Source organism: Psychrobacillus sp. MER TA 171 (genome assembly GCF_023713305.1).
Taxonomy (GTDB): domain Bacteria; phylum Bacillota; class Bacilli; order Bacillales_A; family Planococcaceae; genus Psychrobacillus.
Window position 1 is genome coordinate 1 of record NZ_JAMAWN010000001.1, and the last position, 25,391, is coordinate 25,391.

Annotated in this window: 25 protein-coding genes, 2 pseudogenes and 1 riboswitch; of the genes and pseudogenes, 21 read left to right on the forward strand and 6 right to left on the reverse strand. The window is 38.3% G+C overall.

All coding sequences use genetic code 11. The annotated features are described in order from the left end of the window. Nucleotides 1-577: 577 nt before the first annotated feature. Nucleotides 578-2,665, reverse strand: a complete 2,088-nt coding sequence (locus tag M3627_RS00005) for a transglycosylase domain-containing protein (RefSeq protein ID WP_353056441.1) — start codon at nucleotides 2,663-2,665, stop codon at nucleotides 578-580. Between the two features lie 159 nt (nucleotides 2,666-2,824). Here M3627_RS00005 and speE point away from each other — a divergent pair, with 159 nt between their 5' ends. From speE to argS, 5 genes are all read left to right on the forward strand, one after another. Further along, entirely contained in the window at nucleotides 2,825-3,658 is an 834-nt protein-coding gene (gene speE / locus M3627_RS00010) for a spermidine synthase (RefSeq protein WP_169361405.1), read from the forward strand. Between the two features lie 3 nt (nucleotides 3,659-3,661). Beyond that, the gene (gene speB, locus M3627_RS00015) at nucleotides 3,662-4,534 is read left to right on the forward strand and encodes an agmatinase (protein ID WP_251552226.1); all 873 of its coding nucleotides are present in this window, start codon (nucleotides 3,662-3,664) and stop codon (nucleotides 4,532-4,534) included. A gap of 492 nt (nucleotides 4,535-5,026) precedes the next feature. Continuing rightward, on the forward strand, nucleotides 5,027-5,551 hold the full coding sequence (locus M3627_RS00020) for a DUF3916 domain-containing protein (RefSeq protein WP_251552227.1): 525 nt from the start codon (nucleotides 5,027-5,029) through the stop codon (nucleotides 5,549-5,551). A gap of 104 nt (nucleotides 5,552-5,655) precedes the next feature. Further along, nucleotides 5,656-6,075, forward strand: coding sequence for a YwiB family protein (locus M3627_RS00025; RefSeq protein ID WP_169361170.1), 420 nt, complete (start codon nucleotides 5,656-5,658; stop codon nucleotides 6,073-6,075). Nucleotide 6,076: 1 nt separating this feature from the next. After that, complete coding sequence (argS, locus tag M3627_RS00030) at nucleotides 6,077-7,744, forward strand: arginine--tRNA ligase (RefSeq protein ID WP_251552228.1); 1,668 nt, start codon at nucleotides 6,077-6,079, stop codon at nucleotides 7,742-7,744. A gap of 136 nt (nucleotides 7,745-7,880) precedes the next feature. Here argS and M3627_RS00035 read toward each other — a convergent pair whose 3' ends face one another. The 4 genes from M3627_RS00035 to M3627_RS00050 form a co-directional block, all read right to left on the reverse strand. Beyond that, nucleotides 7,881-8,072, reverse strand: coding sequence for a hypothetical protein (locus M3627_RS00035; RefSeq protein WP_169361172.1), 192 nt, complete (start codon nucleotides 8,070-8,072; stop codon nucleotides 7,881-7,883). A gap of 151 nt (nucleotides 8,073-8,223) precedes the next feature. Beyond that, a complete protein-coding gene (locus M3627_RS00040; protein WP_169361173.1) occupies nucleotides 8,224-9,102 on the reverse strand; it encodes an ABC transporter ATP-binding protein in 879 nt (292 codons plus the stop codon). Continuing rightward, on the reverse strand, nucleotides 9,099-11,582 hold the full coding sequence (locus M3627_RS00045; protein ID WP_251552229.1) for a hypothetical protein: 2,484 nt from the start codon (nucleotides 11,580-11,582) through the stop codon (nucleotides 9,099-9,101). The genes M3627_RS00040 and M3627_RS00045 overlap by 4 nt, the downstream gene beginning before the upstream one ends. A gap of 197 nt (nucleotides 11,583-11,779) precedes the next feature. Then, on the reverse strand, nucleotides 11,780-12,097 hold the full coding sequence (locus M3627_RS00050) for a hypothetical protein (RefSeq protein WP_169361175.1): 318 nt from the start codon (nucleotides 12,095-12,097) through the stop codon (nucleotides 11,780-11,782). Nucleotides 12,098-12,563: 466 nt separating this feature from the next. On the opposite strand from M3627_RS00050, the gene M3627_RS00055 reads away from it, so the two are divergent. The 16 genes and pseudogenes from M3627_RS00055 (at nucleotide 12,564) to M3627_RS00130 (ending at nucleotide 24,956) form a co-directional block, all read left to right on the forward strand. Then, entirely contained in the window at nucleotides 12,564-13,037 is a 474-nt protein-coding gene (locus tag M3627_RS00055; protein ID WP_169361176.1) for a DUF2975 domain-containing protein, read from the forward strand. After that, nucleotides 13,034-13,348: a cold shock domain-containing protein gene (locus M3627_RS00060; RefSeq protein WP_251552230.1), complete on the forward strand. Its 315-nt coding sequence runs from the start codon at nucleotides 13,034-13,036 to the stop codon at nucleotides 13,346-13,348. Before M3627_RS00055 ends, M3627_RS00060 begins: the two co-directional genes overlap by 4 nt. Before the next feature lie 34 nt (nucleotides 13,349-13,382). Further along, a pseudogene (locus M3627_RS00065) lies at nucleotides 13,383-14,007 on the forward strand (immunity protein Imm33 domain-containing protein). Nucleotides 14,008-14,019: 12 nt separating this feature from the next. Beyond that, nucleotides 14,020-14,700: a DUF1963 domain-containing protein gene (locus tag M3627_RS00070; RefSeq protein WP_251552232.1), complete on the forward strand. Its 681-nt coding sequence runs from the start codon at nucleotides 14,020-14,022 to the stop codon at nucleotides 14,698-14,700. A 655-nt stretch (nucleotides 14,701-15,355) separates the two neighbouring features. Then, nucleotides 15,356-15,497: riboswitch (cobalamin riboswitch) on the forward strand. Between the two features lie 121 nt (nucleotides 15,498-15,618). After that, nucleotides 15,619-16,572: an ABC transporter substrate-binding protein gene (locus M3627_RS00075; protein ID WP_251552234.1), complete on the forward strand. Its 954-nt coding sequence runs from the start codon at nucleotides 15,619-15,621 to the stop codon at nucleotides 16,570-16,572. A gap of 4 nt (nucleotides 16,573-16,576) precedes the next feature. Further along, nucleotides 16,577-17,560: an iron ABC transporter permease gene (locus M3627_RS00080; protein WP_285841612.1), complete on the forward strand. Its 984-nt coding sequence runs from the start codon at nucleotides 16,577-16,579 to the stop codon at nucleotides 17,558-17,560. A gap of 1 nt (nucleotide 17,561) precedes the next feature. Then, complete coding sequence (locus M3627_RS00085) at nucleotides 17,562-19,031, forward strand: heme ABC transporter ATP-binding protein (protein WP_251552243.1); 1,470 nt, start codon at nucleotides 17,562-17,564, stop codon at nucleotides 19,029-19,031. A 1-nt stretch (nucleotide 19,032) separates the two neighbouring features. Beyond that, nucleotides 19,033-19,989 (forward strand): adenosylcobinamide-phosphate synthase CbiB, encoded by a 957-nt coding sequence (gene cbiB / locus M3627_RS00090; RefSeq protein ID WP_251552245.1) that lies wholly within the window; start codon nucleotides 19,033-19,035, stop codon nucleotides 19,987-19,989. Continuing rightward, nucleotides 19,976-21,052 (forward strand): pyridoxal phosphate-dependent aminotransferase, encoded by a 1,077-nt coding sequence (locus M3627_RS00095; protein ID WP_251552247.1) that lies wholly within the window; start codon nucleotides 19,976-19,978, stop codon nucleotides 21,050-21,052. The genes cbiB and M3627_RS00095 overlap by 14 nt, the downstream gene beginning before the upstream one ends. Next, nucleotides 21,025-21,555 (forward strand): bifunctional adenosylcobinamide kinase/adenosylcobinamide-phosphate guanylyltransferase, encoded by a 531-nt coding sequence (locus M3627_RS00100; RefSeq protein ID WP_251552249.1) that lies wholly within the window; start codon nucleotides 21,025-21,027, stop codon nucleotides 21,553-21,555. Before M3627_RS00095 ends, M3627_RS00100 begins: the two co-directional genes overlap by 28 nt. A gap of 9 nt (nucleotides 21,556-21,564) precedes the next feature. After that, nucleotides 21,565-22,314, forward strand: a complete 750-nt coding sequence (gene cobS / locus M3627_RS00105) for an adenosylcobinamide-GDP ribazoletransferase (RefSeq protein ID WP_251552257.1) — start codon at nucleotides 21,565-21,567, stop codon at nucleotides 22,312-22,314. Continuing rightward, on the forward strand, nucleotides 22,284-22,883 hold the full coding sequence (locus M3627_RS00110; protein WP_251552260.1) for a histidine phosphatase family protein: 600 nt from the start codon (nucleotides 22,284-22,286) through the stop codon (nucleotides 22,881-22,883). Before cobS ends, M3627_RS00110 begins: the two co-directional genes overlap by 31 nt. Continuing rightward, nucleotides 22,835-23,239, forward strand: a complete 405-nt coding sequence (locus M3627_RS00115) for a bifunctional adenosylcobinamide kinase/adenosylcobinamide-phosphate guanylyltransferase (RefSeq protein ID WP_251552262.1) — start codon at nucleotides 22,835-22,837, stop codon at nucleotides 23,237-23,239. The genes M3627_RS00110 and M3627_RS00115 overlap by 49 nt, the downstream gene beginning before the upstream one ends. Beyond that, nucleotides 23,223-23,813 (forward strand): cob(I)yrinic acid a,c-diamide adenosyltransferase, encoded by a 591-nt coding sequence (locus M3627_RS00120; RefSeq protein ID WP_169361189.1) that lies wholly within the window; start codon nucleotides 23,223-23,225, stop codon nucleotides 23,811-23,813. The genes M3627_RS00115 and M3627_RS00120 overlap by 17 nt, the downstream gene beginning before the upstream one ends. A gap of 5 nt (nucleotides 23,814-23,818) precedes the next feature. Then, nucleotides 23,819-24,301 (forward strand): ECF transporter S component, encoded by a 483-nt coding sequence (locus M3627_RS00125; RefSeq protein ID WP_251552263.1) that lies wholly within the window; start codon nucleotides 23,819-23,821, stop codon nucleotides 24,299-24,301. Continuing rightward, nucleotides 24,294-24,956, forward strand: coding sequence for a hypothetical protein (locus M3627_RS00130; RefSeq protein ID WP_251552277.1), 663 nt, complete (start codon nucleotides 24,294-24,296; stop codon nucleotides 24,954-24,956). Before M3627_RS00125 ends, M3627_RS00130 begins: the two co-directional genes overlap by 8 nt. A gap of 87 nt (nucleotides 24,957-25,043) precedes the next feature. Here the strand turns inward: M3627_RS00130 and M3627_RS20980 are convergent. Continuing rightward, nucleotides 25,044-25,145, reverse strand: a pseudogene (locus M3627_RS20980) (enoyl-CoA hydratase); the annotation flags it as partial. Nucleotides 25,146-25,391: the final 246 nt, after the last annotated feature.

The following is a 25,391-nucleotide window of genomic DNA, read 5'->3' on the forward strand; positions in this document are numbered from 1 at the left end:
GGAAATACAAGGAGCCACAACCATATTTGCGGTCAACTTGAAGCGAATCCTAAAGTTACTTAACGAATGAGAGCAAGAATAAGGCAATGAAAAAGGGTATTTTCTGTTCAGTTTGAACAAAAAGTACCCTTTTTTAATTTTCAAAAACAAAATTATTATAAAAACGTAAGTTTTTCAGTGCCCTCGCTTTGCTCCTGCGGGGCTTTCAGCTCGAGCTATTCCCCCAGGAGTCGCCGCCTCCACTCCAAACAATAGGAATGGATAGATGTCTTACAAGAAATTAGCAGCTTTAAAAAGAAATAAAACCGTAAAATCAAGTTGCCGATTCACGGTTTCAAAAGTTAAATGAAAAAACTAACTGGTTTTCGGTAAAAACAATATAAAAGTAAATTGAGCTTGAAATTATTCTCCCTAGCTCAATTTTTTAAAGTTATCAATTTCATAAATAGCAATTTACCAATTAAAACACGAACAATTTATATGATTGATTGTAGCGGCAGGCGTCCGCCGAAACGGAAAACAACTCCATTTTATTTAGAAGATAGTCTTGACCCAGCCTTTTAACTGTTTTAAATGCTTAGTTTCCAAAGAAGTTGAAAGGGAAGATGGACCAGGATTCATCTTCTTTTTGTTGTTCCGATAAATCCTCGAATGTGTGCTGTTTTAGTCGTGGATCTGTACAAAGCTTAGTTGGAATATCTTTTTCTTTCAGATAAACAAGACGCTGCTTTTCACAATCAGAGGTTGCAAGTCCTCCTGTTTCTATATCTACGATAACCCCGCGTACACCTGCAGGAGCGATAAATGGCTCCTCGGGTAGTCCACGATGCACTTGCTCCATGAATTCAATCCATACTTGTTTCGTTACCTGCTTCGCTTCTGCATCACTCACTGCCTTGCCTTGGTCATAGCCATTCCAAACCCCAGTAGTTAGCTGTGGTGAGAATCCTATCAGGTACTGGTCTGTATTCGTTGTTCCCGATTTAGCTGCGTAAGGACGTGTTTGCTTTGCGCGTATACTAATACCGGTAGCAGGAGAGTAATCATTAAAAGTAGGGTCAAAAGTTCCAGTCATCAAATGTGATAATAAGAAAGCATCTTCTTCTAACAATACTTTCTTGCCTTTTCTTTTTTCCTCACTGATGTCATATATAACTTTGCCCTCATTGTCTGAGATTTTCGTAATATACGTTGGTTTCATTTGGATTCCTTTATCTGATATCGTATTGTATGCCTTCGTCATATCCAGTAAGGAAGCCTCTGGTGTACCTAACGCGGTAGCAGGTGTTTGATCGACCTTCATGTTGATATTAAAGCGTTCCACCAGTTGTTCAAATGGTTTATAGCCTATATGCTCCAATGTTTTCACTGCATATATATTGTCGGAGATTGCTAAGGCCTGCGCCATCGAGATTGGATGATTAGCAAACTCTCCATTTACGTTTTTAGGCTCGTATTCTCTTCGTCCATTGTCATAGGTGAAAATCGTTCGCTCACTTTTTAAGTAAGTAAGGGGTGAGAAGCCATTCTCTAGTGCTGCTGCAAACAGTAAAGGCTTGATTGTTGATCCAGTTTGTCTTTTTGCTTGTGTAACTCGGTTAAAGGGACTTTCGGTAAAGCTTCTTCCTCCAACCATAGCTGTTATATAACCTGTTTTGGGCTCCATACTGACGAAACCAATTTGCAGTTCCCCTTTAGGCATCCACTTTTCAATGGTTTCTTCTGCTACCTGCTGATGCTGTTTATTTAACGTAGTAGTAATCGTCCACCCACCTTCTTCGATGCGACGGCCTTTGCTCTCCACTATTTTTGTAGCTTCCTTCCAAACTTCCTCTAAGAAATAAGGTGCTGTCTTTTTGGCTACTCTTGATTCTTCTGTCTTTAGAGCTAAATGCTCTAGGTTAGCACGTTCCTTTTGTTCCGAAGTAATGAATTGCTGGTTATTCATTAACTGCAATATTAGCTTTTGACGATTAACGGCCTTTTCTTCGTTCACAATTGGAGAATAGTGGGTCGGCCCTTTTGGAATACCCATTAAAAGAGCGGATTCTCCTAAAGTTAAAGACTTAGCACTTTTCCCAAAATAATACTGACTTGCTGCCTCTACTCCGTACATCCCATGTCCAAAATAAACAGTGTTCAAATAACCCTCTAGAAGCTCATCCTTTTCATAAAAGATTTCTAAGCGATAAGCATACAATGCTTCATTTATTTTTCTTGTCCATGTTTTATCGTGGGTTAAAAACACATTACGTGCATATTGCTGAGTAATAGTGCTGGCACCTTCAACTTTTTTCCCTGCCTTTACGTCCTTTAGAAGAGCGGAAGCAATTCGAGAGTAATCAAAACCATTATGCTCGTAAAACTCCTGGTCCTCCACGGAAATAGTTGCTTGTGGAATAAAGGGAGACATTTCATCTAGTGATATCCAGTACCTACGCTGCTCATTAAAACGATCTCCTATGACATTACCTTGATTGTCTAAATATACAGAGGAAATTGGAACCTGAATAATCGGTGCGCCAACTATTTGCGCATATATTCGAAGGGTGACTATGGCACTTAAAAATGCACAGCTAGCAGCTATTCCTATTAGGAGAACTCTTTTTAATCTTTTATTTCGAGTAGTCTTCTTTTTATATTGCGCGCGCTTCAAAAAAATCAACCCCGTTCTCACCTGTGTTTTTAACAGTATGAGAACTATAGAAACAAATTAAACCGAGAATTAAAAAACTATTGCACTTTTGCCAAAAACCACTATACTTTCTTTGTATTTACTTTTTAGGTAAAGTAAAAGAATCATATTTTGGAAGGAGATAGATAAATGGCTGGATTTTGGTTTACAGAAAAGCAAACCGAGAACTTTGGCATCACAATGAAGGTGAAACGCACACTTCATACAGAACAAACGGATTTTCAACTGTTGGAAATGGCTGAAACAGAGGAATGGGGTAACATGCTCTTTTTAGATGGCATGGTTATGACTTCCCAAAAGGACGAGTTTGTTTATCATGAAATGGTTGCACACGTTCCTTTATTCACGCACCCTAACCCAGAAAATGTATTAGTAGTTGGTGGGGGAGACGGTGGAGTAATTCGTGAGATTATGAAGCATCCGAAGGTTAAAAAAGCGACATTAGTTGATATAGATGGAAAAGTAATTGAGTACTCAAAAAAATATTTACCAGAGATTGCTTGTGAATTAGAAAACCCAAGAGTAGATGTGCAAGTAGGAGACGGGTTTATGCATATTGCTGAATCTGAAAATGAATATGATGTCATTATGGTAGATTCAACAGAGCCGGTAGGACCTGCAGTAAATCTATTTACGAAGGGCTTTTACGCTGGAATCTCCAAAGCTTTAAAAGAAGACGGATTGTTTGTTGCACAATCGGACAACCCTTGGTTTAAAGCGGATTTAATCCGCCAAGTACAAAAAGATGTGAAGGAAATATTCCCAATTACAAATATGTATTTGGCTAATATCCCAACGTATCCAAGTGGTTTATGGTGCTTTACAATTGGATCTAAAAAATATGATCCACTACAAGTTCCAGATGAGCAATTCTTCGATATAGATACTAAATATTACACAAAAGAGCTTCACAAGGCTGCATTTGTTTTACCGAAATTTGTGAAAGACCTTGCAGGAGAGTAAATTATGAGATTCGATGAAGCATACTCAGGTAATGTATTTATTAAAAGTAAGAAGAATTACGACGAAGCACAGGCTGTCATTTATGGCATGCCGATGGATTGGACAGTAAGCTATCGTCCTGGATCTCGTTTCGGTCCCCAGCGTATTCGTGAAGTATCTATTGGTCTAGAGGAATATTCTCCATATCTTGATAGAGAACTAGATGATGTGAACTATTTTGATGCAGGAGATATTCCACTTCCATTTGGAAATGCAGCGAAAAGTCTAGACTTAATTGAAGGGTTCATCCGCCAGCTTTTGCAGGACGGAAAAATTCCGGTCGGCATGGGTGGAGAGCATTTAGTTTCTTGGCCAGTAATGAAGACGGTGGCGAACAAATATGATAACTTGGCAATCATTCACATGGATGCACATACAGATTTACGGGTGGAATATGAAGGAGAACCACTATCTCACTCCACTCCAATTCGTAAAATTGCAGAGCATATAGGACCTAAAAACGTCTACTCATTTGGAATTCGTTCTGGAATGAAGGAAGAATTCGATTGGGCAAAAGAAAATGGCATGCAAATTGCTAAGTTCGAAGTGCTGGAGCCTTTGAAAAAGGTACTTCCAACACTTGAGGGACGCCCTGTTTATGTGACAATTGACATCGATGTACTAGACCCAGCACATGCACCTGGTACAGGAACAGTAGACTGCGGAGGAATCACAAGTCGCGAACTACTAGCCTCCATCCACGCAATCGCAAACTCAGGTGTCAACGTAGTAGGCTTCGACCTAGTAGAAGTAGCCCCAATCTACGACCAGTCGGAGCAAACCGCAAACACAGCATCGAAACTACTACGCGAAATGCTACTAGGATGGGTTAAATAGAAAGTGGTCTCTAATGTTCTGCGGAGCTGAACGAAGTGAAGCGGAAGCACAATAGCAAACACAGCGTCGAAACTACTACGCGAAATGATCTTAGGCTGGATCAAGTAGAAAGCAGTCTATAGTGTTCTGCGGAGCTGAACGAAGTGAAGCGGAAGCCAAACCGCAAACACAGCGTCGAAGCTCATACGAGAAATGCTACTAGGATGGGTTAAATAGAAAGTGGTCTCTAATGTTCTGCGACGAGCAATCGCAGGTAAATGCCCAGTCCTATGTACTAAAAAAGTTGAATTAGATAAGCTCTTAAAATTTTACAACCAGTAAAATTTTAAGAGCTTTTTTAGGATATTTTCTAAAACAATGAAGTGAATATAAAAGTCTGAGCAGAAGAATAGATAAAGTAATACAATGGGCTTGTAGATATTTCCAAACTCATTTCTTACTTGTAATTAAAAAGGTGAATCGAATGAATAGAAAAAAAGAGAGGAGTCAAACATGTCTAATAAGAAACAAAGAGGAATAAGAAGAAAAACTAGAAATATGATAAAAAGAATTTTGGAGGAAACCTCGGAATTTCCCTCGGACTTTTATAATGGGTATTGGCATCTCCATTTACCAACTTCAGAAGGGTTTATCGATTCAAACAGAACGCCCATAGGAGTAAAGAAGACCTGTGTTCAAACCTTATTGAAACAGGCTGTTCATTTAATTGAAAAGAAGTCAAATTCTTTAGGGTACTATCGAGTAGTTGTTTATATTGATTTTAAAGCATTATTTGATGCTCAAATCATAGTGTTTGCGGAAGAATCATACTTCAAACAGTTCTTTAATCGAAACAATGATTCTCAAAAATGGCTTCCTTTGAGCAAAGAAAAAAGCCAAACTTGGAGATTAGATATTCCACAAAATATGAAAACATTAGGCTTTGAAGAAAGCATAAGAGACGAAGCTGGAAATGCTTATAAAAAAGATATCTGGTTTATAGGTGAATTAGAAGAAATTTTGGATGGCTTACGTTAGAAATAGAGAGAAACGTTGTAACTTAAGCTGTTTTTAAGCTATAATATGAAGGTTATATTTTTACATAAATAAATTAATATAAAATGCTTTAAAGGATGAAGTCCATGTCTGAACCATTAAAAAAACAAGTTACTGTTCGGTTGCGATCAACAATCCAACACCCGAAGTCTAAAAAAGAATCCTTTGACATTCGTACATCTGGCGTTCTAACCTTAAAGGGAGAGCAGCCTTATTTAGTTTATGAGGAAGTACAGAACGAAAAGGTAGTTCGAACAACAGTAAAATTAAATGCTGAATCTGCGTTAATACTTAGAAGTGGTGGTGTCAAAATGCGCCTGCCATTTCAAAGAGGAGAACAGCAGACCGGTAGCTATGACACAGGCTACGGCACATTCATGATTACAACCAATACAAAGAAATTGCAATTCACAGATGGTCAATTCCTAGTACATTATGAGCTTATAGTGGACGAAGAAGTGGTCGGTACATATAAATTAGAACTAACATATACGGAGGCGGAATAAAATGAATGCAGTAGAAAAAGTCCAACAATCCATTAAGGAAGCTTTGCAGCAAGCAATCTTTAAAGCAGAACTTGTAACCGAGGAGCAACTGCCATCAGTTCATCTTGAGACACCAAAAGATAAAGCAAATGGTGACTATGCAACAAACATTGCTATGCAATTAACTAAAATTGCGAAGAAAAACCCTCGTCAAATCGCAGAGGCAATTATTGAAAACCTTAATATGGACGGAACAATGATGGAGAAAGTAGACATCGCTGGACCAGGCTTCATGAACATTACTGTACGTAAAGATTACTTGCAGGATGTAGTAAAAGCAGTACTTTCAGAAAAAGAAAATTACGGCCGCACAACATCTGGTGGTAACGAAAAAATTCAAGTAGAATTCGTTTCTGCCAACCCAACAGGTGATTTACATTTAGGACATGCACGTGGAGCTTCTGTTGGAGATTCCTTATGTAACGTATTAGACTTTGCTGGCTACGATGTTTCTCGTGAATATTATATAAACGATGCAGGAAATCAAATCAATAACTTAGCCGTTTCTATTGAAGTGCGTTATTTTGAAGCATTAGGTATGGAAAAGGATATGCCTGAAGATGGATATCGTGGTCAAGATATTATTGATATTGCTGCTGACATTGCAAAAGAACATGGAGACAAATTTGTTCATATGTCTGATGAGGAGCGTTTCCAAGCATTCCGTACTCACGGGTTAAAGGTAGAATTGGCGAAGCTTCAAAAGGATTTAGCAGACTTCCGTGTTAACTTTGATAACTGGTTCTCTGAAACTTCCTTATATGAAGGCGGTAAAATTGATATTGCGTTAAACAAATTACGTGAAAATGGTCATATTTTTGAAGAAGAGGGGGCAACTTGGTTACGCTCTACTACATTCGGAGATGACAAGGATCGTGTACTTATCAAAAGTGACGGCTCCTTCACGTATTTATTACCGGACATCGCTTATCATGAGAATAAGCTAGCTCGTGGCTTCGATCAGCTTATTAATATTTGGGGAGCAGACCATCACGGATATATCCCACGTATGAAAGCTGCGTTTGAAGCACTTGGATATAACCGTGAAAAACTAGAAGTATCTGTTATTCAAATGGTTCAGTTATATAAAGACGGCGAAAAGATGAAAATGAGTAAGCGTACGGGTAAAGCGGTAACGATGCGTGAGCTTGTAGAAGAAGTAGGACTAGACGCAGTTCGTTATTTCTTCGGTATGCGTTCAGGTGACTCTCACATGGACTTTGACTTAGATTTAGCTGTTTCCCAATCAAATGAAAACCCAGTATATTATGCACAATACGCACATGCTCGCATTTGCTCTATTTTACGCTCAGCAGAAACACAAGGTATGAAGGCTACTACTGATTCCTTGGATTTACTGCAAAGTGAAAAAGAATTAGATTTATTGAAAAAAATTGGTGACTTCCCACAAGTGGTAGCAGACGCTGCAAAACTTCGTGCACCTCACCGAGTTGCAACCTATATTCAAGAGCTTGCAGCAACATTCCATAGCTTCTACAATGCAGACAAAGTATTAAATGCAGACAATATGCCACTTTCAGAGGCACGTCTAGCATTAGTGACATCTGCACGTCAAACGATTGCAAATGCATTGAAACTAATTGGTGTATCTGCTCCAGAAAAAATGTAATTAAACCTCTAAAGGCATTAAGAATTCGCTTCTTAATGCCTTTTTTATGCTATGTTAAAGTTAATGGTTGATAAGTATAGAAATTGAGCTTGAGGAAGCATTGCCAAGCTCATTTTATATTTCTTAACGCACCCCGTTACTTTAAGAAGATATTATCTTGCTTCATTGAGCCCTTGATAAAAAAACCTGTAGTTAAAACAATAATACCTATAATACCTCCGATAAATTCAGCAATATAAAAATCTCCATCTCGCACCAAACGAATCAAAAATCCTCCACCAAAAATAATGGTAATAATGCCCCCAAAAAATAATAGAAAATACTTCAAATTATTACCTCCTCTTTTCTTTTTAGTTAACGTTCCCATTCTGTATATATTCACATAATAAATGATTTAGGAAATATACTCCAAGCTCATTTTATGCTAAAGCTTTTACTTACCTGTATGACCGTTAATATAATCAAGCAATAGGTAGGGGCTACACCTCGTAAAAATGCTTATACCTTTCCTCCAGATTAGGCTTCCTTTGGTTGACGGATAGAATTTGTACTTTATTCTTTAGTAGCCACTCCAAATATTCTCCTACATCATGATTTTGATCTGTAATAATTCGGTTTTCCCACACCTGATAAGGTAATGAACTGTCGGTCATCAGCTTTTCTAACACGGTATCCTTGGGAACTAAAACTTCAATTTGATAAGGGAGATTTACTACTAATGTTTTGTCGTCTTTAAACAATGTTCCGTCTTTGATAAACCATATTTTTTTCGTCAGATCCTCCAAAATATCCAGGTTATGTGTGGAAATGAGAAAGCTAATTCCTTGCGCATGTAAGGTGCGAATCAGCTCCTTCAATTCGATCGTACTTGTAGGGTCCAGTCCATTAAAAGGTTCATCCATTAAAATGACAGAAGGCTTTGTTAGAATGCATAATGCAATAAGTAAATGCTGTCTCATCCCGAACGAGTAGGATTTTACGGGCTGGTCGACATAGGATCGAATTCCAATTTGCTCAATAACTTCTTCAATTGCCGTTTTCTCCAACCTATAGATGTTTGCAACAAATGCTAAATGGTCGAATCCAGTTAGCTGCATATATAAATAGTTATCGCTCGGTAAGAAGGTAACGTGTTTATAAAAGTCAGGACTCTGATTAGAGACGTTTTTGACCTTCACCGTTCCATATTCAAACTCTTCAATTGCTAGAATGGATCGTAAAAGAGTGGATTTACCTGCTCCATTTGGGCCTACTAGACCGATAACATCGCCTTCATAAATTTCAAATGAAATATCTCGCAAAACAATTTTTTTCCCATACTTTTTTCTAAGCTGGCGAACTTCTAATACTGACATCATGACACCCTCTTCCTTCTTGGTATGAAGCCTATTAGGAACAATAGCAAACCACTAAGTAACAGAATCATCGACCCATTACGGAAATTGACGGAGGACGAGCTCGCTAATACGGATTTCCAGCCATCTACAATGTTCCATGTATCAAAATAAACAAATGGATTAAGATACATAAAGGAAGTAGTAATGTATTGATTTGCGAAGTAATAACCCAATACGGAAACTAATAATGTGATAACTAAAGAAACATAATAGTTTTTAATCCATCTCCCAATTAAACTAAATAAGCTGTTCAGAAAGAAAATTTGGGCAACGATAAGAAATCCACTTTTAACGAGTAACACTAGTAAACTCTCAAAGTAAAAATAACTATTATCGACAGGAGAAAAAAACGTATTTTCGCTCGCATTTTTAAGAGCATAAACTAAAATCGGATAGTCCGGTTCACCGAATCCACCTATAATTGAACTGACAATAAATGTAATTCCTCCGCTAATTAGAATTGCCCCATAAGCAATTAATAGATTGTAGGCCCATTTGCTTGCATAAATAGATTGGAAAGTAATGGGCTTGGTAGCCAAAAAATGAATGGATGATGTTGGTCGCTGTTCCTCGGAAAGACATGTCCATAGCAGAAGTATAAACACACATAAGACCACCAACATTATGTTCCAATCTAAAAATTTATACATAGTGAACAAGCTACTATTTCCATATTTCGTGTTTCTTTCTTGAGATGATTTTAGTAAGGTGTAGTGTTCGTTACCTAAAGCATAACTAGGATCATTGAAATGAGAAATCCACTGATACCCGATCGGCCATGGTGTAATATTTTTCTTATCTAATATATGCTGTTGCTCCTCAGAAGCCATTACAGTAACGTTCCACATGGGTGAATCTAACTCTTTATAGGATTGGTCGGGCTTCGTAATTTCATTATATTTTTGAGCGAAATCTTTCGAACCAATATTATATTTTAACTCATCCAATACGTTGTATTCGTTTTCAGCGTGTCTAATCATCATGGTGAATGGGTTTTCCTCGGGAAAGTCTGTCGTCCCGTCTCCTGAATCCTCCGACATGCGATTCGCTTCAACTTCTCTATTAAAATCTTCTTCATGGACCCTCCACTGTACTTGTTCTTCAATAAGGAGGTTTTGTAAATCTTCCATAACATTCAAGTATATGGTTGGCAGCTTTTGATAGGTTTGATTGACGATAATAAATGTACTACCGATAATCCCAGTTAACAGAATAATGGTAAGCAACACATGACCTTTGCGCTTCTTTTTAATATGTTCAAATTGAAGCAACTGCATCCTCCCCTCTAGTTTCGGATAAAATCGCTTGCGAGCATAAGCAGGGAGGGGGGAGGTGAATACCACATTCTTCGATTTAAATACCGGAAAGCATGCAAGTATACCTAGAATGAGCAAGAGGAGCATTCCAGTTAAATACGTTACAAAACGATTGGTAGGTAGTAAATGCATCTCATAAGAAACAATTAGATGGATAGGATTAAACATATGAAATCCAAATAGAACAGAACAAATATAGCCACACACGACCAGGACGGTAATGATTGCTAAAAGTACACTAAATGAAAGCCGCTGTTTAAACAAACATATTGCAATCGTCAGCATAAGTGCCACAAAAATTGCCCAACCAATTGGTAGGAAGAGTAGCCATTTCCATACTGGCACCATAACTGTTCCTGCACCAATAAGCATATCTATTGGATAGTGTATCGTCTCTAAATTCCCAGTCAAAAGAGGTGGCAATAAGGTAAAGAATGCTACTAAAATCGTATATACAATCACAAGCATTAAAAAAGGTATGAGATACCCGTAATAGATTGCTGTATTTGAAAGTGAGTTAACTTTAAAGAACTCGAACGTCCTATTTTGTTCATCCGAAATAATTTTATAAATGAAGATGAGAAAAAATAGAAATGCAGTAAAGGGACTGAATAATAGCTGGAATAACTGCTTAGAAAATAGTGCTGTATTAAAAGGGGTCTCTTGTTCCGTAAAAGGTAGGCCTTGTTTCGTTAATGCGGCTGCTTTTTGTTGCTCAACTTTTAAAACCTCAGGATTAATATAACTTATAAAGTCATAGCTTTCATACTCACTATATGCTTTTAAGTAGGCGAGGTTTTCGTTGGAAATATTTAAATCTCCTCGAATCAGCTTAGTTGATATTTCTTTTAAATACACTTCTTGGATGAGTAAACTGTCTAGTGCTAGTTGTTGTTCCTCGGTTAAGCCTAAATCCTTTTTTTTATTTAATAGGCTACCAATGATAAAATTAATGGTTTCCTTTCGATCATTAAATGTGTCTTGTAGCTCTTGTTGAGTTGTTCCGGATTCATTACTATTAATAGCCATCAAAGAAACGATAAATAGAATGATAATAAAAGGTACCAATAATATGTATTTACTTTTTAAGATTCCTTTCATAACGAAACTTATAACTTCTCTCATGAGTTCCCCCCTGAAAAACAGACGTAGATTGTTCCACTTCCTCTTTATATATGATTATATGCTTGTAGAATCGAGCATATTTTCTAGAAAAAGAAAACATCCCTTTAAATAGTGAAACTTACAGAGAACTGCAGAGTTAAACAACTACGTAAAGGGATGATTTCTAAGAAAGCCTTTATTTTAACTATTCTATCTTCCTATTTATCAAGTTCACGTGATACTGGTGCGTAAGGACCTGTTTTAATGTATCCTGAGAAAAATGAGTAGTTTCCAGAGCCGTCTGCAAAACCTCTATTATAAATATACCCAGAATACGTTTTACCATTTCTAGTTTCAGTTACCCACATAGATTGATCTCTAGTAAAACGAACCGTTCTTGAAACAAAAATTTGTTCTGAAGATACATCAACTTTTGTTTCTTTACTTTCAGTGGCTTGTACATTTTCTGCTTGGGCTGTGAATCCAAAACTTAAAGCAATTACAAAACTTAACAATAATATTTTAAATTTCTTCATAAAGTATATTCCTCCGTATCAAATTTTATTTTTTTAGAAAACAAAATACTTAGGAAGAAAATCGGCCGATTATTCTTACAATTCAATCTTTTCATATTATGATAACCTTGTCCAGCTCTTTTTGTTACACACTTTCTTAGAGGAAATGCCCATTTTTAGTATGTTTTCAAGAGTAACTTGTGTAAGTAATTATAAATATTTTTTGAAATTTTCAAATGTGAGATCAGTCCACATTGCCTTTTAAAAGACGAAATTAGATTAAAATCCATAATTCTATAATGCAGAAAAAGTGCTAAATGCAGCAAATGGATCTCTTTCAGGAATAAAGACATTTAAAAACTTTCAGAATTCTATTCTGGTTCTTTTGTTATCCTAGAGTATTAATATATTTTATTTACAATAGTATTTATTCTAAAACAATCAAATATGTAATATAATGTAAATTATTAATGAGGGAGGTGCTTTTATGGAAAAAGGAATTCTATTGTTTTTAAAGTTAGCTATTGTTTTAATGGGAATCCCAGTTCTTGCTTTATGTATATTTCTAGTACCTGAAATAGCAAGCTTTGTAGTAGAATTATATCCTGAATATGCTTATTTGAAATACCTAGTTTATATCGATTTGTATGCAACAGCTATTCCTTTTTACTTTGCTCTATACCAAGCACTAAAGCTTTTAAATTATATAGGTCATCATAATACCTTCTCTGAACCTTCAGTAAGAGCCTTGAAGAAAATAAAATACTGTGGATTAGCTATTAGCTCTTTATACGTTTTAGGTATGCCAATATTCTTTCTTATGGCAGATAAGGATGATGCGCCTGGAATCATAGGCATCGGACTAGGCATGATTTTTGCTTCCCTTGTAATTGCAGCCTTCGCATCTGTTCTACAAAGACTTCTACAAGAAGCAATGACACGAATGGAACATAACAAATGAAAAGTAGAGGCTTAATTATTGGAATGACTATAATCAGTATTGCTGTCCTTACTTTTTTTCTTTTAAATAGAGCTGATTACCATGGCAAAGTAGGGGATATAACGGATAATAACTTTACCTTATATCCTCTGGAAGTTAACCCTGAATACGAGCATTTTACTCCTAAAGTTCATATCTCTAATTTCACCAAAATAACAGGTAAAATAAATAACATGCGGAGCTTAAAAGAAGGACAAGAAGTGGAAATATGGGCTGTGGAAAAGGAAGGAAAGATAGTTGCAAAAAAAATTAAGGTATTGAAAGACTCGTAAAAATTATGTTAAAACTGTTCAAGGAGAAGATATAATGTCATGGTACTTAGAGAGTGTTTATAAGAGAAATAAAGAAGCGCCCTATACTTTTTATATTCCTAGCCAGGAAGTAATTGATATTTTAAGAATAGGAGATCGGGTCAAATTAATTTTCGAATGCGAGACTAGAGCAGACGGGTATGCTGGTGAAAGAATGTGGGTGAAAATTACCCATAGGGATATGGAAAACTTTAAGGGAGTTCTTTCAAACGACCCATTCAATATAAGTGAATTAAAAATTGGACAAGAAATTTCATTTCGTGCAGAGCATATATGTGACACTGAGTATAATGATCCAAATGCTTCTAAATGGGATTATTATTTTGATACGAAAATAATTGTAAGCAACGATGTTTTAGAGAGAAGAATTTAATTTTATGTTAAAAGACGATCCAAAAGATGGTCAAGATTCTGGTTGGTCTGTTTTAAGTGGTTACGAAGACGATAGATTTTTAAGTAATTCTGATAATTTCCAGTATATATCCATAGGTGTAATTTTAAATATAGATGACTCTGTTCTATCTTTTATTGATGAGCCACCTCTATGTGCATATGAAAGAAATGACCACGGTGTCTTCTATAAAATAGAAGATTACGATTGGGAGTCTTACTTAGCTTAGGAGGGGATTTATATGAACATTGCTCAATTAAAAAAAGTACTATTTAAGCAAGCTACCATTTTTGAGACGGGTGGTTATCGACCAACGGAAGAATTAGGAGAGAGCTGGATTGGAAAGGTCATGTGGGGAAAAGAAGAAAATATACCTTCACAGTACGAGCCTTTAAGTACAATTTTTTTAAACAATCTCCCTTACGTACCGGAGGAATTGGAAAATATTCAACTAATCACCATTTATATGGACTTTAATGTATATGATCATTTAAATGATGATAACCTAGCGCCTTTTTTTATTATCAATTGCTATACAAGCTTCAATGGATTACAAAAAATAAATAACCAATCTGCGAGGATAAAGTCTTTTCCGTTACAGCCAAGATTGGTTAAGAACGATACTCCTGCCTGGGATTCTGAAGATATAGAAACGGAAGTCCAAGATGAGATTTTACGTCTTGAATTGGAGGAGGATATTGAATATTACGATGACATCGTGGAGGATATCTATCCTATGCATAAGATCGGTGGGTACCCCACTTATACACAGAGTGGAGTTTCATACGGTGAAGAATATCCATTTGTTTTTCAAATAAGCTCCGATCCGAAGGCACAATTCAATATAGTTGATAGTGGTAGTTTTTATTTTTTCTTTAATCAACGCAAACAAGATTGGATTGTATACTGTGATTTTTATTAATAGCAGGTAAAAAAGTAGTAATGGATTAAAGCTCATTTCAGTAAAAGTTTTTTTATATTATTATTTATCTCAAAATGTTTTGATTCAATTATTCCCTTTGTTTTTAGATATATTAAGAAGATGGAGCGAATTTCAGTTGTACACAACTAAGAGAGGGTGTTCTTTTTGACTGGATGGAAAGAAGAAAATAAACCAAATATCCTGAAAACAGCACGAGAACAATCAAAAGCAACGAAAAAATACTAAAAGAAGTACGAGAAACGATTGAAAAAAACAATGATGAAAACAAAAAATCGCGATGAAAAACTACTATATTAAGCTTTTTTAAGGTTAAAGTTGTGTTTTATATATTATAAAGAAGTCTTTACCAATCAACCATGAACCTTTTCTAATTATTGATTGAAGTGGCAGGCGGAGCGATAAGACCTCACAGCCACGCGCGTAAGCGATGGGTGAGGGCTTATCGCTCCCCCCCGCGGAAAGCGTCCGCCAGAGCGGAAATCTATTCTACTTTCCACATTTAAAAGCATATAAACTTCAATATTCTTTATTAATCGTTCGTATTGTTGAAATGTATAAAATGTATGCTTTTTCAAATACCGACTTCAACTCGACAACATCTAAATATAAGGTATAATAAATGCAAGAAACAATAGAATAACATTTGCTTAAAGGTGCTCTAGTTATCGGTTACTAGAGTTAAAAGGGAAGCTGGTTAAAGTCCAGCGCGGTCCCGCCACTGTAAGTGATGCATATGCATCATAAGCCAGAAAACCTGCCTTTACGTACACACCCATTACCTACGCGGATAGGTCTGGTGTAGGTCCGCTTTCGGTTTTTCGTGGCTGATTTATACCTATCTATCTCTCATCCTAGGATGGGGGATTTTTTGTTGTCTATATTTAGGAGGAATAAAGGATGAAGAAACTGTGGTTAATTATTGGAATGACCTTGCTGATTTTAGGTGGTTGTAATGAGCAAGAGACACTTCCAACAGAAAAAGAAAGTAGCCAAGAAATTGGTAACTCAGAAACGGCATTCCCACTTACACTGACGGATGCAGTAGGACAAGAAATTACGCTAGAGGAAGCTCCGACATCCATTATATCTATGATTCCGAGTAACACGGAAATTCTATTTGCTTTAGGGCTAGATGATGAAATTATCGGTGTAAATGATTATGAGAGCTACCCTAAGGAAGCCTTAGAAAAAGAAAAAATTGGTGGCATGGAGTATAACATTGAAAAAATTATCTCTTTAAGTCCGGATATCGTATTCGCTCATGAATCCATTGTTTCAATGGCAGAGTCAGGATTACAGCAGCTTCGAGATGCTGGTGTAAAGGTATATGTTGTACAGGATGCAAAGGATTTTAACTTAACCTATACAACTATTGAACAAATTGGCCGAGCAACGGGGAAATATGAGGAATCACAAGCCGTTATAGAGGATATGAAGGCAAAGGTTGATGAAATTCAAGAAAAAGTTGCAAAAGTAGAGACAAAGAAAACAGTATTCGTAGAAACTTCCGATGTACCAGAAATCTATACTCCTGGTAATGGGACATTTATGCAAGAAATTTTGACGATGGTCAATGCAGAAAACATTATGGCCGATCAAGATGGCTGGTTTCAAGTTAACCCAGAGGAAATAGTAAGCCGTAACCCAGATGTAATGTTAATCACCTATGACTACGTGGAAGGAATTGTAGAAAAGGTGAAGCAGCGTGATGGCTTTGACACAGTGACTGCCATTCAAAACGATGAGGTGGTACAAGTGGATGAGGATGCAACGAGTCGTCCAGGTCCACGTTTAGTAGAAGGCCTAGAGGAAGTGGCTAAGGCTATTTATCCGGAGGCATTTAGTGAGTAAATCAATGATCGGTTATATCTTGTCACTGGCTACGTTAATCGTAGCCATTTGGCTAGGTGTGTCGGTCGGATCTGTAAAGGTACCGATCAGTACTTTATGGGATACGGGTACAGATGCGATTGCAACAAATATCGTCTGGAAGATTCGCATGCCGCGAGTTATACTCGCAGGATTAGTCGGAGCATCCCTGGCAATAGCGGGAGCAGCTTTTCAAAGTCTGCTTAAAAATCCGCTAGCCGATCCTTATACATTGGGAGTGTCGTCCGGAGCATCAGTTGGTGCAGTGGCTACACTCTTTTTTGGAATATCAGTACCTTTTTTAGGAATGTTCACCTTGCCTGTTTTCAGTATGGCAGGGGCGTTAATCACTATGCTGATCGTCATATCCTTTGCGAAGCTTGTTGATCGAGCGATGAAAATGGAAACTATTATTTTAACAGGCATTATCTTTAGCTCGTTTCTCGGCTCAGTCATTTCCTTAATGATTGCATTAACAGGGGAAGAGCTGAGACAAATTATCGGTTGGTTACTTGGAAGTGTCTCTATGCGTGGCTGGAGCTATGTTCAAATGGCATTGCCGTTTATAATAATTGGTTCACTTTTATTATGGTTGAACCGTAGGGAGCTAAATGCAATGCTCTTTGGAGAAGAACGGGCACAGCATTTAGGTGTGGAAGTGAAGAAACGTAAAATGATGATTCTAATAGGAGGGTCCATGCTTACCGGGACCGCTGTAGCTGTTTCGGGAACCATTGGATTTGTCGGACTCGTAGTGCCTCATATGACGAGGCTGCTATTTGGCTCCGATAACCGGCATGTTCTTCCCTTAAGCTTCATAAACGGAGCTTCGTTATTAATCATTTGTGACTTGGTGTCACGTACCATTATATCTCCAACAGAGCTACCAATAGGTGTCATCACTGCCTTTATAGGTGCACCAGTATTTGCATTTATCTTCTTCCGACAACGTAAAAAAGGAGCTGCTTAGCATGCTAGAGATCAAAAACATTTCTGGTGGTTACAATCAAAAACTAGTCGTGCATGACGTATCCTTCCAGGTATCTAAAGGAGAGATGCTAGGAATATTAGGTCCAAACGGCAGCGGGAAATCTACCCTTTTAAAATTGATGAGTGGCATACTTACCCCTGCAACGGGAGAAGTATTGATTGAAGGTAAGCAACTAAAATCCTATTCCTCAAAGGAGCTTGCGAAAAGGCTGGCCGTTTTGCCGCAGCTGCACAATCAAGCTTTTTCACATACCGTTCGAGATACGGTTTCACTCGGTCGTTACCCTCACCAGTCGGGCTGGTTTTCAACATGGTCGCAAGAGGACGAGGTAGCGACACAGGAAGCAATGAGGCTGACTGCTATCGACAAATATGAAAAGCATTTACTAGAGCTTCTATCAGGAGGAGAACAGCAGCGGGTGTTTGTAGCACAGGCATTGGCTCAGCAGGCTCCCATATTGCTGTTAGATGAGCCGACCAATCACTTGGATATTGCTCATCAAAAACAACTTCTAGATACGATTAAGACACAAGCAATTGAGAATGGTATTACGGTTATAAGCATTTTTCATGATATTAACCTTGCATCGCTTTACTGTGACAGGCTTTTATTGATGGACCAAGGGAGGATTAAAGTAATTGGAGAACCGCATGAGGTAGTAAAAAAGAGTTTAGTGGAAACGGTTTATGAAGCCAGAGTTAGCACTAGTCCTCATCCAGAACGTCCTAAACCACAAATAACCATTTTGCCAGACGTAAAGGAAAAACAAGACGATAAACCAATTACAGTGTCCAATTTTCAAGTAACGGATGATTATGTTCTCTTCCGAGCAGAAAATCAATTAAAGACGTGGTCATCTGCAGTCATTAATGCAGGAAGTGGCTGGTATAGAAACTTTGTCAATCGAAGAGTGGATGCGAGCTACCATTGTGATAACGTTCAGGAGGAAATGATAGAATACCTTGCTACCGAAGGATTATCAGAGGCAGATACGGTAGGTATGATGACAGCGGTCAAAACTACGGACGCTATCATAAAAGAGTACAAAACACCTCTTGGTAATCTAGTCGTAATGGTAACTGCGGGGGTTGGAAATGCAGTGGATGTCTCTAGAGCGCATGAGGTTGAAATGTTTCCTTCTGTAGGTACGATCAATACATGGATTGTTATTAATGGTGAGCTAGCAGAGGAGGCATTTATTCAATCAGTTATCACTGCAACGGAGGCTAAAACGAAAGCGATGGCTCATGAACAAGTGAGGGATTCAAGAACTGGTACACTTGCGACCGGTACCTCGACAGATAGCGTCCTAATTGCTGCTACACAAAAAGGCACTTCTATTGAATACGCAGGTCCTATAACAGAGATCGGTAAAAAGATTGGGCAAGGCGTATTTGAATGTACAGTGGAGGCTATTCAGATATATAAAAAGGCAAAGGGATGGGTGTAAGATGGCATCTCATATGATAGCAATAGCAATTGGTCTTCTGCTAGATCGATTAATAGGAGATCCTCCTAATTGGCCTCATCCAGTCCGCTGGATCGGCACGTTTATTTCATGGCTAACCAAGCAATTAAACAAAGGTAGTAAGAGGAAGCTTAAAGGGCTGATCCTAGTCCTAGTTATAGTGGGCATATCATTTAGCATTGCTCTAGTGCTTGTAACCGTTGCTTATTCTATTCATATTGTTTTAGGAATTGCGCTAGAAAGTATACTTATTGCTTCTGGCCTCGCCCAAAAAAGCTTGAAGAACGCTGCAATGGATGTATACAAGCCTTTGATAGAGGGGGATTTACCTAATGCAAGGGTTAAGCTTTCATGGATTGTAGGAAGAGACACGGAATATTTGGACGAGGAGGAAATAACTAGAGGGGTAGTAGAAACCGTCTCTGAGAATATAAGTGATGGAGTTACTGCACCTCTATTTTTTGCCTTCTTATTTGGCGCTCCTGGTCTGTGGGCATATAAAGCAATCAATACTTTAGATTCCATGGTTGGTTATAAAAATGAACAGTACGAGGAGTTTGGTTATACAGCAGCAAAGTTAGATGATGTTGCGAATTATATCCCGAGTCGATTAACTGGGTTGGCCATTATGCTGGGAGGAAGAAAGGAAACTGACATTCCCTTGAAGGAGAGAATGAAGGGCTGGTGGATGGATGCTAAGAAGCATCCGAGTCCCAATAGTGGCTTTTTAGAAGCATCCACGGCCTATCAATTAGGCATACAGTTAGGCGGAAGAAATACATATAAAGGAGTCGTTTCCAATCGTGCATTGATGGGAATTCGTAAGGTTCCTTTAAGTGCAAGACATATATTAGGAGCGATTTCCCATTTACACACAGCCGTCTTTCTTTTCTGGTTTGGAATGACGGGGATAGGAGGTTTAATACTTGTCGTTACCTAGCCACGGAGCAAATGCTCACCAATTATATCAACGTCTAAACATTCCAATACCTGAGATGGTCATTGATTTTAGCGAAAATGTGAATCCACTAGGTCCCCCCAATTTTGTGAGGGAGCAGTGGGAATCCTATGCAAATCTAATAACGAAATATCCAGATCCCTATGGAGAGCCATTCCTAAGCGCGGCTGCAATGTATCATGGTGTGAGCTTAAAACAAATACTCATTGGCAATGGTGCAGCTGAGATATTTGCAAGCATTGCCATTCGCTATCAGCATAAAAAAGTAGTGATAATTCATCCGACATTCTCTGAATACGAGGCTACGATCAGACCATATGGGGCAGTAATCAAGGAGATTATAGCAATAAGTTCGCTGCCGATGAATGAGGTGCTTAGCGCCGTAGAAAACGCAGATGTTCTGTATATGTGCAGACCAAATAATCCTACAGGCTACCTGGTTCCCTTAGAGGAAATCATACAGATAGCGACTGCTGCAAAAAGGCATGTTTGTGATTTAGTGTTGGACGAGGCTTTCCTAGATTTTATAGAGGAACAGGAATCTTTTATTCCGTATTTAAGTGATTTTCCTAATGTTATCGTTGTCCGTTCAATGACTAAGATGTATGCAATTCCAGGGCTACGACTTGGCTATGCAGTAGCGGGGAAAGCAACAATAGATGATATTCGTTCAAGGCTGCCTCACTGGAATAGTAATGCATTGGCAACTACGATTGGTGCACAGTGCTTCAAGGAAGAGGAGTATAGACAGCATGCTATTCATTTTGCGCGAAAGGCACGAACGGACTTCACCCAATTTTTAGAGGGGCTTAATTGTAGAGTGCTACCATCTCAAACAAATTTTCTTTGCTTTCAGCTTCCCGACCCTGTTCAGTCGAAGGATTTTTTTGAATATTTACTAGCTAAAGGCTGCGTGCTCCGACATACGGAAAACTTTAAAGGACTAGATGGTAATTGGTTTAGAGTAGGGATGAAGAAAGAAGATGACATGCAGTACTTGAAAAAGGAGTTGACCACATGGTTCGAGGAAAGCTTGTCTTTATAACAGGGGGAGTGCGGAGCGGGAAAAGCCACTTTGCGGAGCAATACCTGATGAACGAGCAGGCTCCTCGTAATATATACGTTGCTTCAGGTGTAGCAACAGACAGAGAAATGGAACAAAGAATTGCACATCACCAAAGAGATCGGGAAAATTATCCGGTAAACTGGATTACGATTGAGCAACCGAGATATTTGGAGAAACTAGTGCCAGCAATCAAGGAAACAGATGGAATCCTTTGGGACTGTGTCACGACTTGGCTAGCAAACGAGCTTTATGTTAGTGACATGGAAAAGGTGGAAAAGAGGCTATTTGAAACAATCGACCGATTGTTAGAAAAGGTAAAGGTCATGGTCGTTGTATCCAATGAAGTGCTAGATGAACAACTTTCTAGCTATGAAAGTGTGCTTCTCTATCAGCAGTGGATTGGTCGTATTCATCAAAAGTTAGTTGCTAAAGCCGATGTTGCATACGAAATGGAGTATGGATTAGGACATCAGTGGAAATGAGGTGGAATGATGAATAGCCTGTTATTGGCACTTCAATTCTTTACCATTATTCCGGTTAAAAAAAATCTGCCGATGGAAAAAAGAGAAATAACTGGGATGTATACTTTTTTTCCTTTAGTAGGAGTTGGCATTGGAGCAGTCGCTAGTTTGGCTCTCTATTTTGAATGGAGCCCCTTAATGACTGCATTTGTGATTGTCAGTCTGGGAATCCTACTGTCAGGAGGACTCCATATGGACGGCTTTATCGATACTTCAGATGCTTTTTTTTCCTATAGAGATTTAAAAAAGCGAATGGAAATTTTAGATGACCCTCGAGTTGGTGCTTTTGGTGTGATCGCTATTGTTTTGCTGATTGTAGGTAAAGTAATCATCATAGCCGAGGTGTTGTCTTCTGAAAGTTTTCATTGGATATTTATAGTGATTATTCCTGTCTTATCACGCATAGTTCTTGTGGCGCTATTTAGTACTACAGTAAATGCTAAAGAGAGCGGTCTGGCCTATTTCTTTAAGCAAAGGATTCATATTCCACTACTATTACCGTTAACAGCATGCTCATTGTTTATAGCCATTTGTTTAATTGGTCTAACGACGTATTGGCTTATTGCGATTACAATCTTAAGTGTGTTAGTCGTATTTAGCTGTGTATATCGTAGCTGGACGTTAAAGAATTTCGGGGGCATTACGGGTGACTTACTCGGTGCCAGCCTAGAGCTGACGGAGGTTATTCTATGGATCACGCTTTTACTGTTACTCTCATAAGACATCTTCCCACGAAAGGGAATACTGATAGAAAGTATATTGGATGGACAGATGAGCCCGTTATTACTGGTCTAAAGACCGTTAATAAGATAGGAGAAGCAACACAAGTGTTTGGGAGTGATTTACTGCGATGCCGCCAGACTGCCGATATAATTTTTGGAGATATTCCATATATTGAAAGTGCTAAGCTCAGAGAGTGCTCCTTTGGTAGTTGGGAAGAAAAAACATACGAGGAATTAAAGCATGAAGCAAAGTACCAGGCGTGGCTAGACGATTATGAATGTATTGCCCCACCAGGTGGGGAATCTCTACGACAGCTAGAAGTAAGGGTAACAAAAGGGTTTTGTGAAGTTATTACTAGCTCTAATCATCCTATTATCATTACACACAGCGGGCCTATTCGAGCATTGTTAAGTAAATTTGTAAATGACTCTAAAAAGTTTTGGGATTGGGATGTGCCCCATGGAAGCATGTATACACTGTGTTGGAAAGATAGACAAGAAATACTGGAGGGAAAGCATTGCACGTCATATTCGGTGGAGCATTTAATGGAAAAAGAGCTTTTGTAGAAAAGAAGCTAGCTGGACGTCATGTTCAATGGATTAATGCAGGGGAAGAACTCCCTACGACATTATTTCCCGATAAAGAAATACTGGCGATAACAGGGTTTGAGAATCTGCAACAAGATCAGTTAAATATATGGTATACGTATTTAAAGAAATGGGATCTGGAAAAAGAGGTTTATGTGGTTGCTACTGAAATTGGAAGAGGGATTGTTCCGATGGAGGCAAGTATGCGGAAGATAAGAGATGATGTGGGAAGATTTTATCAGCAGCTTTTTGCTGTTGCAGAGAGTGTTACACGTATTTGGTATGGTATTCCACAAACTATAAAGGGAGATGTTCACAATGAAAATTTACACTAAAACAGGTGACAAGGGACAAACAGGATTAATCGGAGGCAGAACAGATAAAGACGATATTCGAGTAGAGGCATACGGAACAATTGACGAAGTAAACTCATTTATAGGAAAAGCAGTGACAGAGCTAGATCCAACCAAATTTGCAGATCTTCTAGAGGATTTGGAAACGATTCAGCACGAGCTATTTGACTGTGGTGGAGATCTAGCAAACGTATCTAATCGCAGAATCTATAAAATGACAGATGAGGCAATCGAGGCAATGGAAAAACGCATTGATGTATTAGTAGAAGAAGGCCCAGTATTAGAGCGATTTATCCTTCCGGGAGGAACTCCAGCTGCGGCGACGCTTCATATTGCGCGTACTATTACACGTCGTGCAGAGCGATTAACTGTGACGTTATCTAAAACGCAAGAGGATGTACCTTCCGTTGTACAGCGTTACTTAAATCGTTTATCGGATTATTTATTTGCAGCAGCTCGTGTGGCAAACGTGCGGGAAAACGTAAGTGATGTTGAATACGTAAGAAGCGCAAAAGTGTTTAAAAACGTTGGAAGCGAGAAAAAAGAAGGGGAGTAATCTATATGAAGCTTCGACTATTAACACTTGCAGCCATGTTCGCAGCTCTTTGTGCAATTGGAGCGTTGATCAAGATTCCAGTGGGGATTGGAAGTGCGGCACTAGATACAGTGCCTGCACTTATTTCTGCTCTTTTTTTACCGCCAATGTATGCAGGAGCGGCTTCTTTAGTAGGTCATCTAGTCTCTTCCTTATCAGCTGGGTTCCCACTAGGTCCATTACATATAATCATAGCCCTGGAGATGTTTGTCATTCTATTTGTTTTTACAAAGCTCCATCAAAAGGGATATCACTTTTGGAAATGGGTTTTCTTTATCTTTGCAAATAGTGTACTAGCAACCTTACCTTTCTACTGGATTATTTCACCTGCGTTCTTCATAGGTGCTTTACCGGGTATCACGCTGGCAACTATACTTAATGCTTCCATTGCTATGATTGTTTCACCTGTTGTTGAAAAGGTAATCGAACGAGTGAAGACACATGCGTAATGCTATATTATTGCCAAATGGAATAGTACTAACCACGGATAATTCGGCAGCGATAGGTAAAAAGGAAAACGATGTAGTGTCTATATCAGATGAGGCAGTAGCCTACTTTGCCGCTCGAGTCTCTATCTTGGAGCAGTGGGCAGCTAGCGCGTACCCACAAACGATAGTGGTTCATAATTTTTCAGGGAATGACAGCTGGAACAAGTATATAAAAGGAATAAAGAAATTGTTTAATGAGATTGCAGAGGAATGTCCAACCATTACAGGTAGCAGCGAAACGAATATAGAAACCATGCAATCAGCCGTGGCTATTACGATGCTTGGTCAGCAACAGCTAAAACACGATCAAGATGTTCAATGGTATGCCTACGGAAAGCCATGTATAGGGGAAGAGGTTATTAAAGAAGCAGACAAAATCGCAGACCTAAAAAAAGTTTGGGAGGCAATGAGGTCTGGATTGGTTCATGAAGTTTGGCCGGTCGGCTCTAAAGGGATAGCAGGTGAATGTAAGCAACTAGAGCTCGAGTGCAATATGAAAGGCTGGGAAGTCGAAAAATCTGCTGGTCCAGCAACGACGGTACTAGTAGGTATTAATAATTCGAGACAGCAGGAAGCAAAACTATACTTTGGCGAATACTTTCAAGCAATCATTTAGCTTACTTAGCCTTATAAAAAGCAGTCCATTTCCTAGTTGGAACAGACTGCTTTTTTTAGTGATTATAATATTACCCCTGAGATACATATGATGAATACCTTCATCCCCTGAGATCTTTATAAATAATTCCACATCATTTAATGTAAAAGTTCTTTCAAACCTAACTATATCTCCAATCTTTAAAGACATATAATCTCCCCCTTAAAAGAATATTATATTACTTGTATAGCCAAGTCTTACTGGATGGTACAACTCGTAAAATCTAATGGAAATGAAGCTATTTTTCTCGTCTTACGATTTTGGTATCTTTATCACTCCCAATTGAGGTATATTAAGAGACCGGTATCACCTTCAAAAGAAAGTTTCCGTAGAGCTTCAAGATGAGTTAATTTGTAGTACTCACTGCCGATAAAAGGAGGGTGATTACTATAGAAA

Bases quoted from the DNA above. Each gene is read 5' to 3' on its own strand.
- M3627_RS00080 (WP_285841612.1), top strand. From the start codon at position 16,577: ATGATCGGTTATATCTTGTCACTGGCTACGTTAATCGTAGCCATTTGG.
- M3627_RS00050 (WP_169361175.1), bottom strand. From the start codon at position 12,097: ATGAAGAAATTTAAAATATTATTGTTAAGTTTTGTAATTGCTTTAAGT.
- cbiB (WP_251552245.1), top strand. From the start codon at position 19,033: ATGGCATCTCATATGATAGCAATAGCAATTGGTCTTCTGCTAGATCGA.
- M3627_RS00020 (WP_251552227.1), top strand. From the start codon at position 5,027: ATGTCTAATAAGAAACAAAGAGGAATAAGAAGAAAAACTAGAAATATG.
- M3627_RS00130 (WP_251552277.1), top strand. From the start codon at position 24,294: ATGCGTAATGCTATATTATTGCCAAATGGAATAGTACTAACCACGGAT.
- argS (WP_251552228.1), top strand. From the start codon at position 6,077: ATGAATGCAGTAGAAAAAGTCCAACAATCCATTAAGGAAGCTTTGCAG.
- M3627_RS00120 (WP_169361189.1), top strand. From the start codon at position 23,223: ATGAAAATTTACACTAAAACAGGTGACAAGGGACAAACAGGATTAATC.
- M3627_RS00045 (WP_251552229.1), bottom strand. From the start codon at position 11,582: ATGAGAGAAGTTATAAGTTTCGTTATGAAAGGAATCTTAAAAAGTAAA.
- M3627_RS00085 (WP_251552243.1), top strand. From the start codon at position 17,562: ATGCTAGAGATCAAAAACATTTCTGGTGGTTACAATCAAAAACTAGTC.
- speE (WP_169361405.1), top strand. From the start codon at position 2,825: ATGGCTGGATTTTGGTTTACAGAAAAGCAAACCGAGAACTTTGGCATC.
- M3627_RS00025 (WP_169361170.1), top strand. From the start codon at position 5,656: ATGTCTGAACCATTAAAAAAACAAGTTACTGTTCGGTTGCGATCAACA.
- M3627_RS00075 (WP_251552234.1), top strand. From the start codon at position 15,619: ATGAAGAAACTGTGGTTAATTATTGGAATGACCTTGCTGATTTTAGGT.
- M3627_RS00100 (WP_251552249.1), top strand. From the start codon at position 21,025: ATGGTTCGAGGAAAGCTTGTCTTTATAACAGGGGGAGTGCGGAGCGGG.
- M3627_RS00060 (WP_251552230.1), top strand. From the start codon at position 13,034: ATGAAAAGTAGAGGCTTAATTATTGGAATGACTATAATCAGTATTGCT.
- M3627_RS00040 (WP_169361173.1), bottom strand. From the start codon at position 9,102: ATGATGTCAGTATTAGAAGTTCGCCAGCTTAGAAAAAAGTATGGGAAA.
- M3627_RS00110 (WP_251552260.1), top strand. From the start codon at position 22,284: ATGGATCACGCTTTTACTGTTACTCTCATAAGACATCTTCCCACGAAA.
- cobS (WP_251552257.1), top strand. From the start codon at position 21,565: ATGAATAGCCTGTTATTGGCACTTCAATTCTTTACCATTATTCCGGTT.
- speB (WP_251552226.1), top strand. From the start codon at position 3,662: ATGAGATTCGATGAAGCATACTCAGGTAATGTATTTATTAAAAGTAAG.
- M3627_RS00125 (WP_251552263.1), top strand. From the start codon at position 23,819: ATGAAGCTTCGACTATTAACACTTGCAGCCATGTTCGCAGCTCTTTGT.
- M3627_RS00070 (WP_251552232.1), top strand. From the start codon at position 14,020: ATGAACATTGCTCAATTAAAAAAAGTACTATTTAAGCAAGCTACCATT.
- M3627_RS00055 (WP_169361176.1), top strand. From the start codon at position 12,564: ATGGAAAAAGGAATTCTATTGTTTTTAAAGTTAGCTATTGTTTTAATG.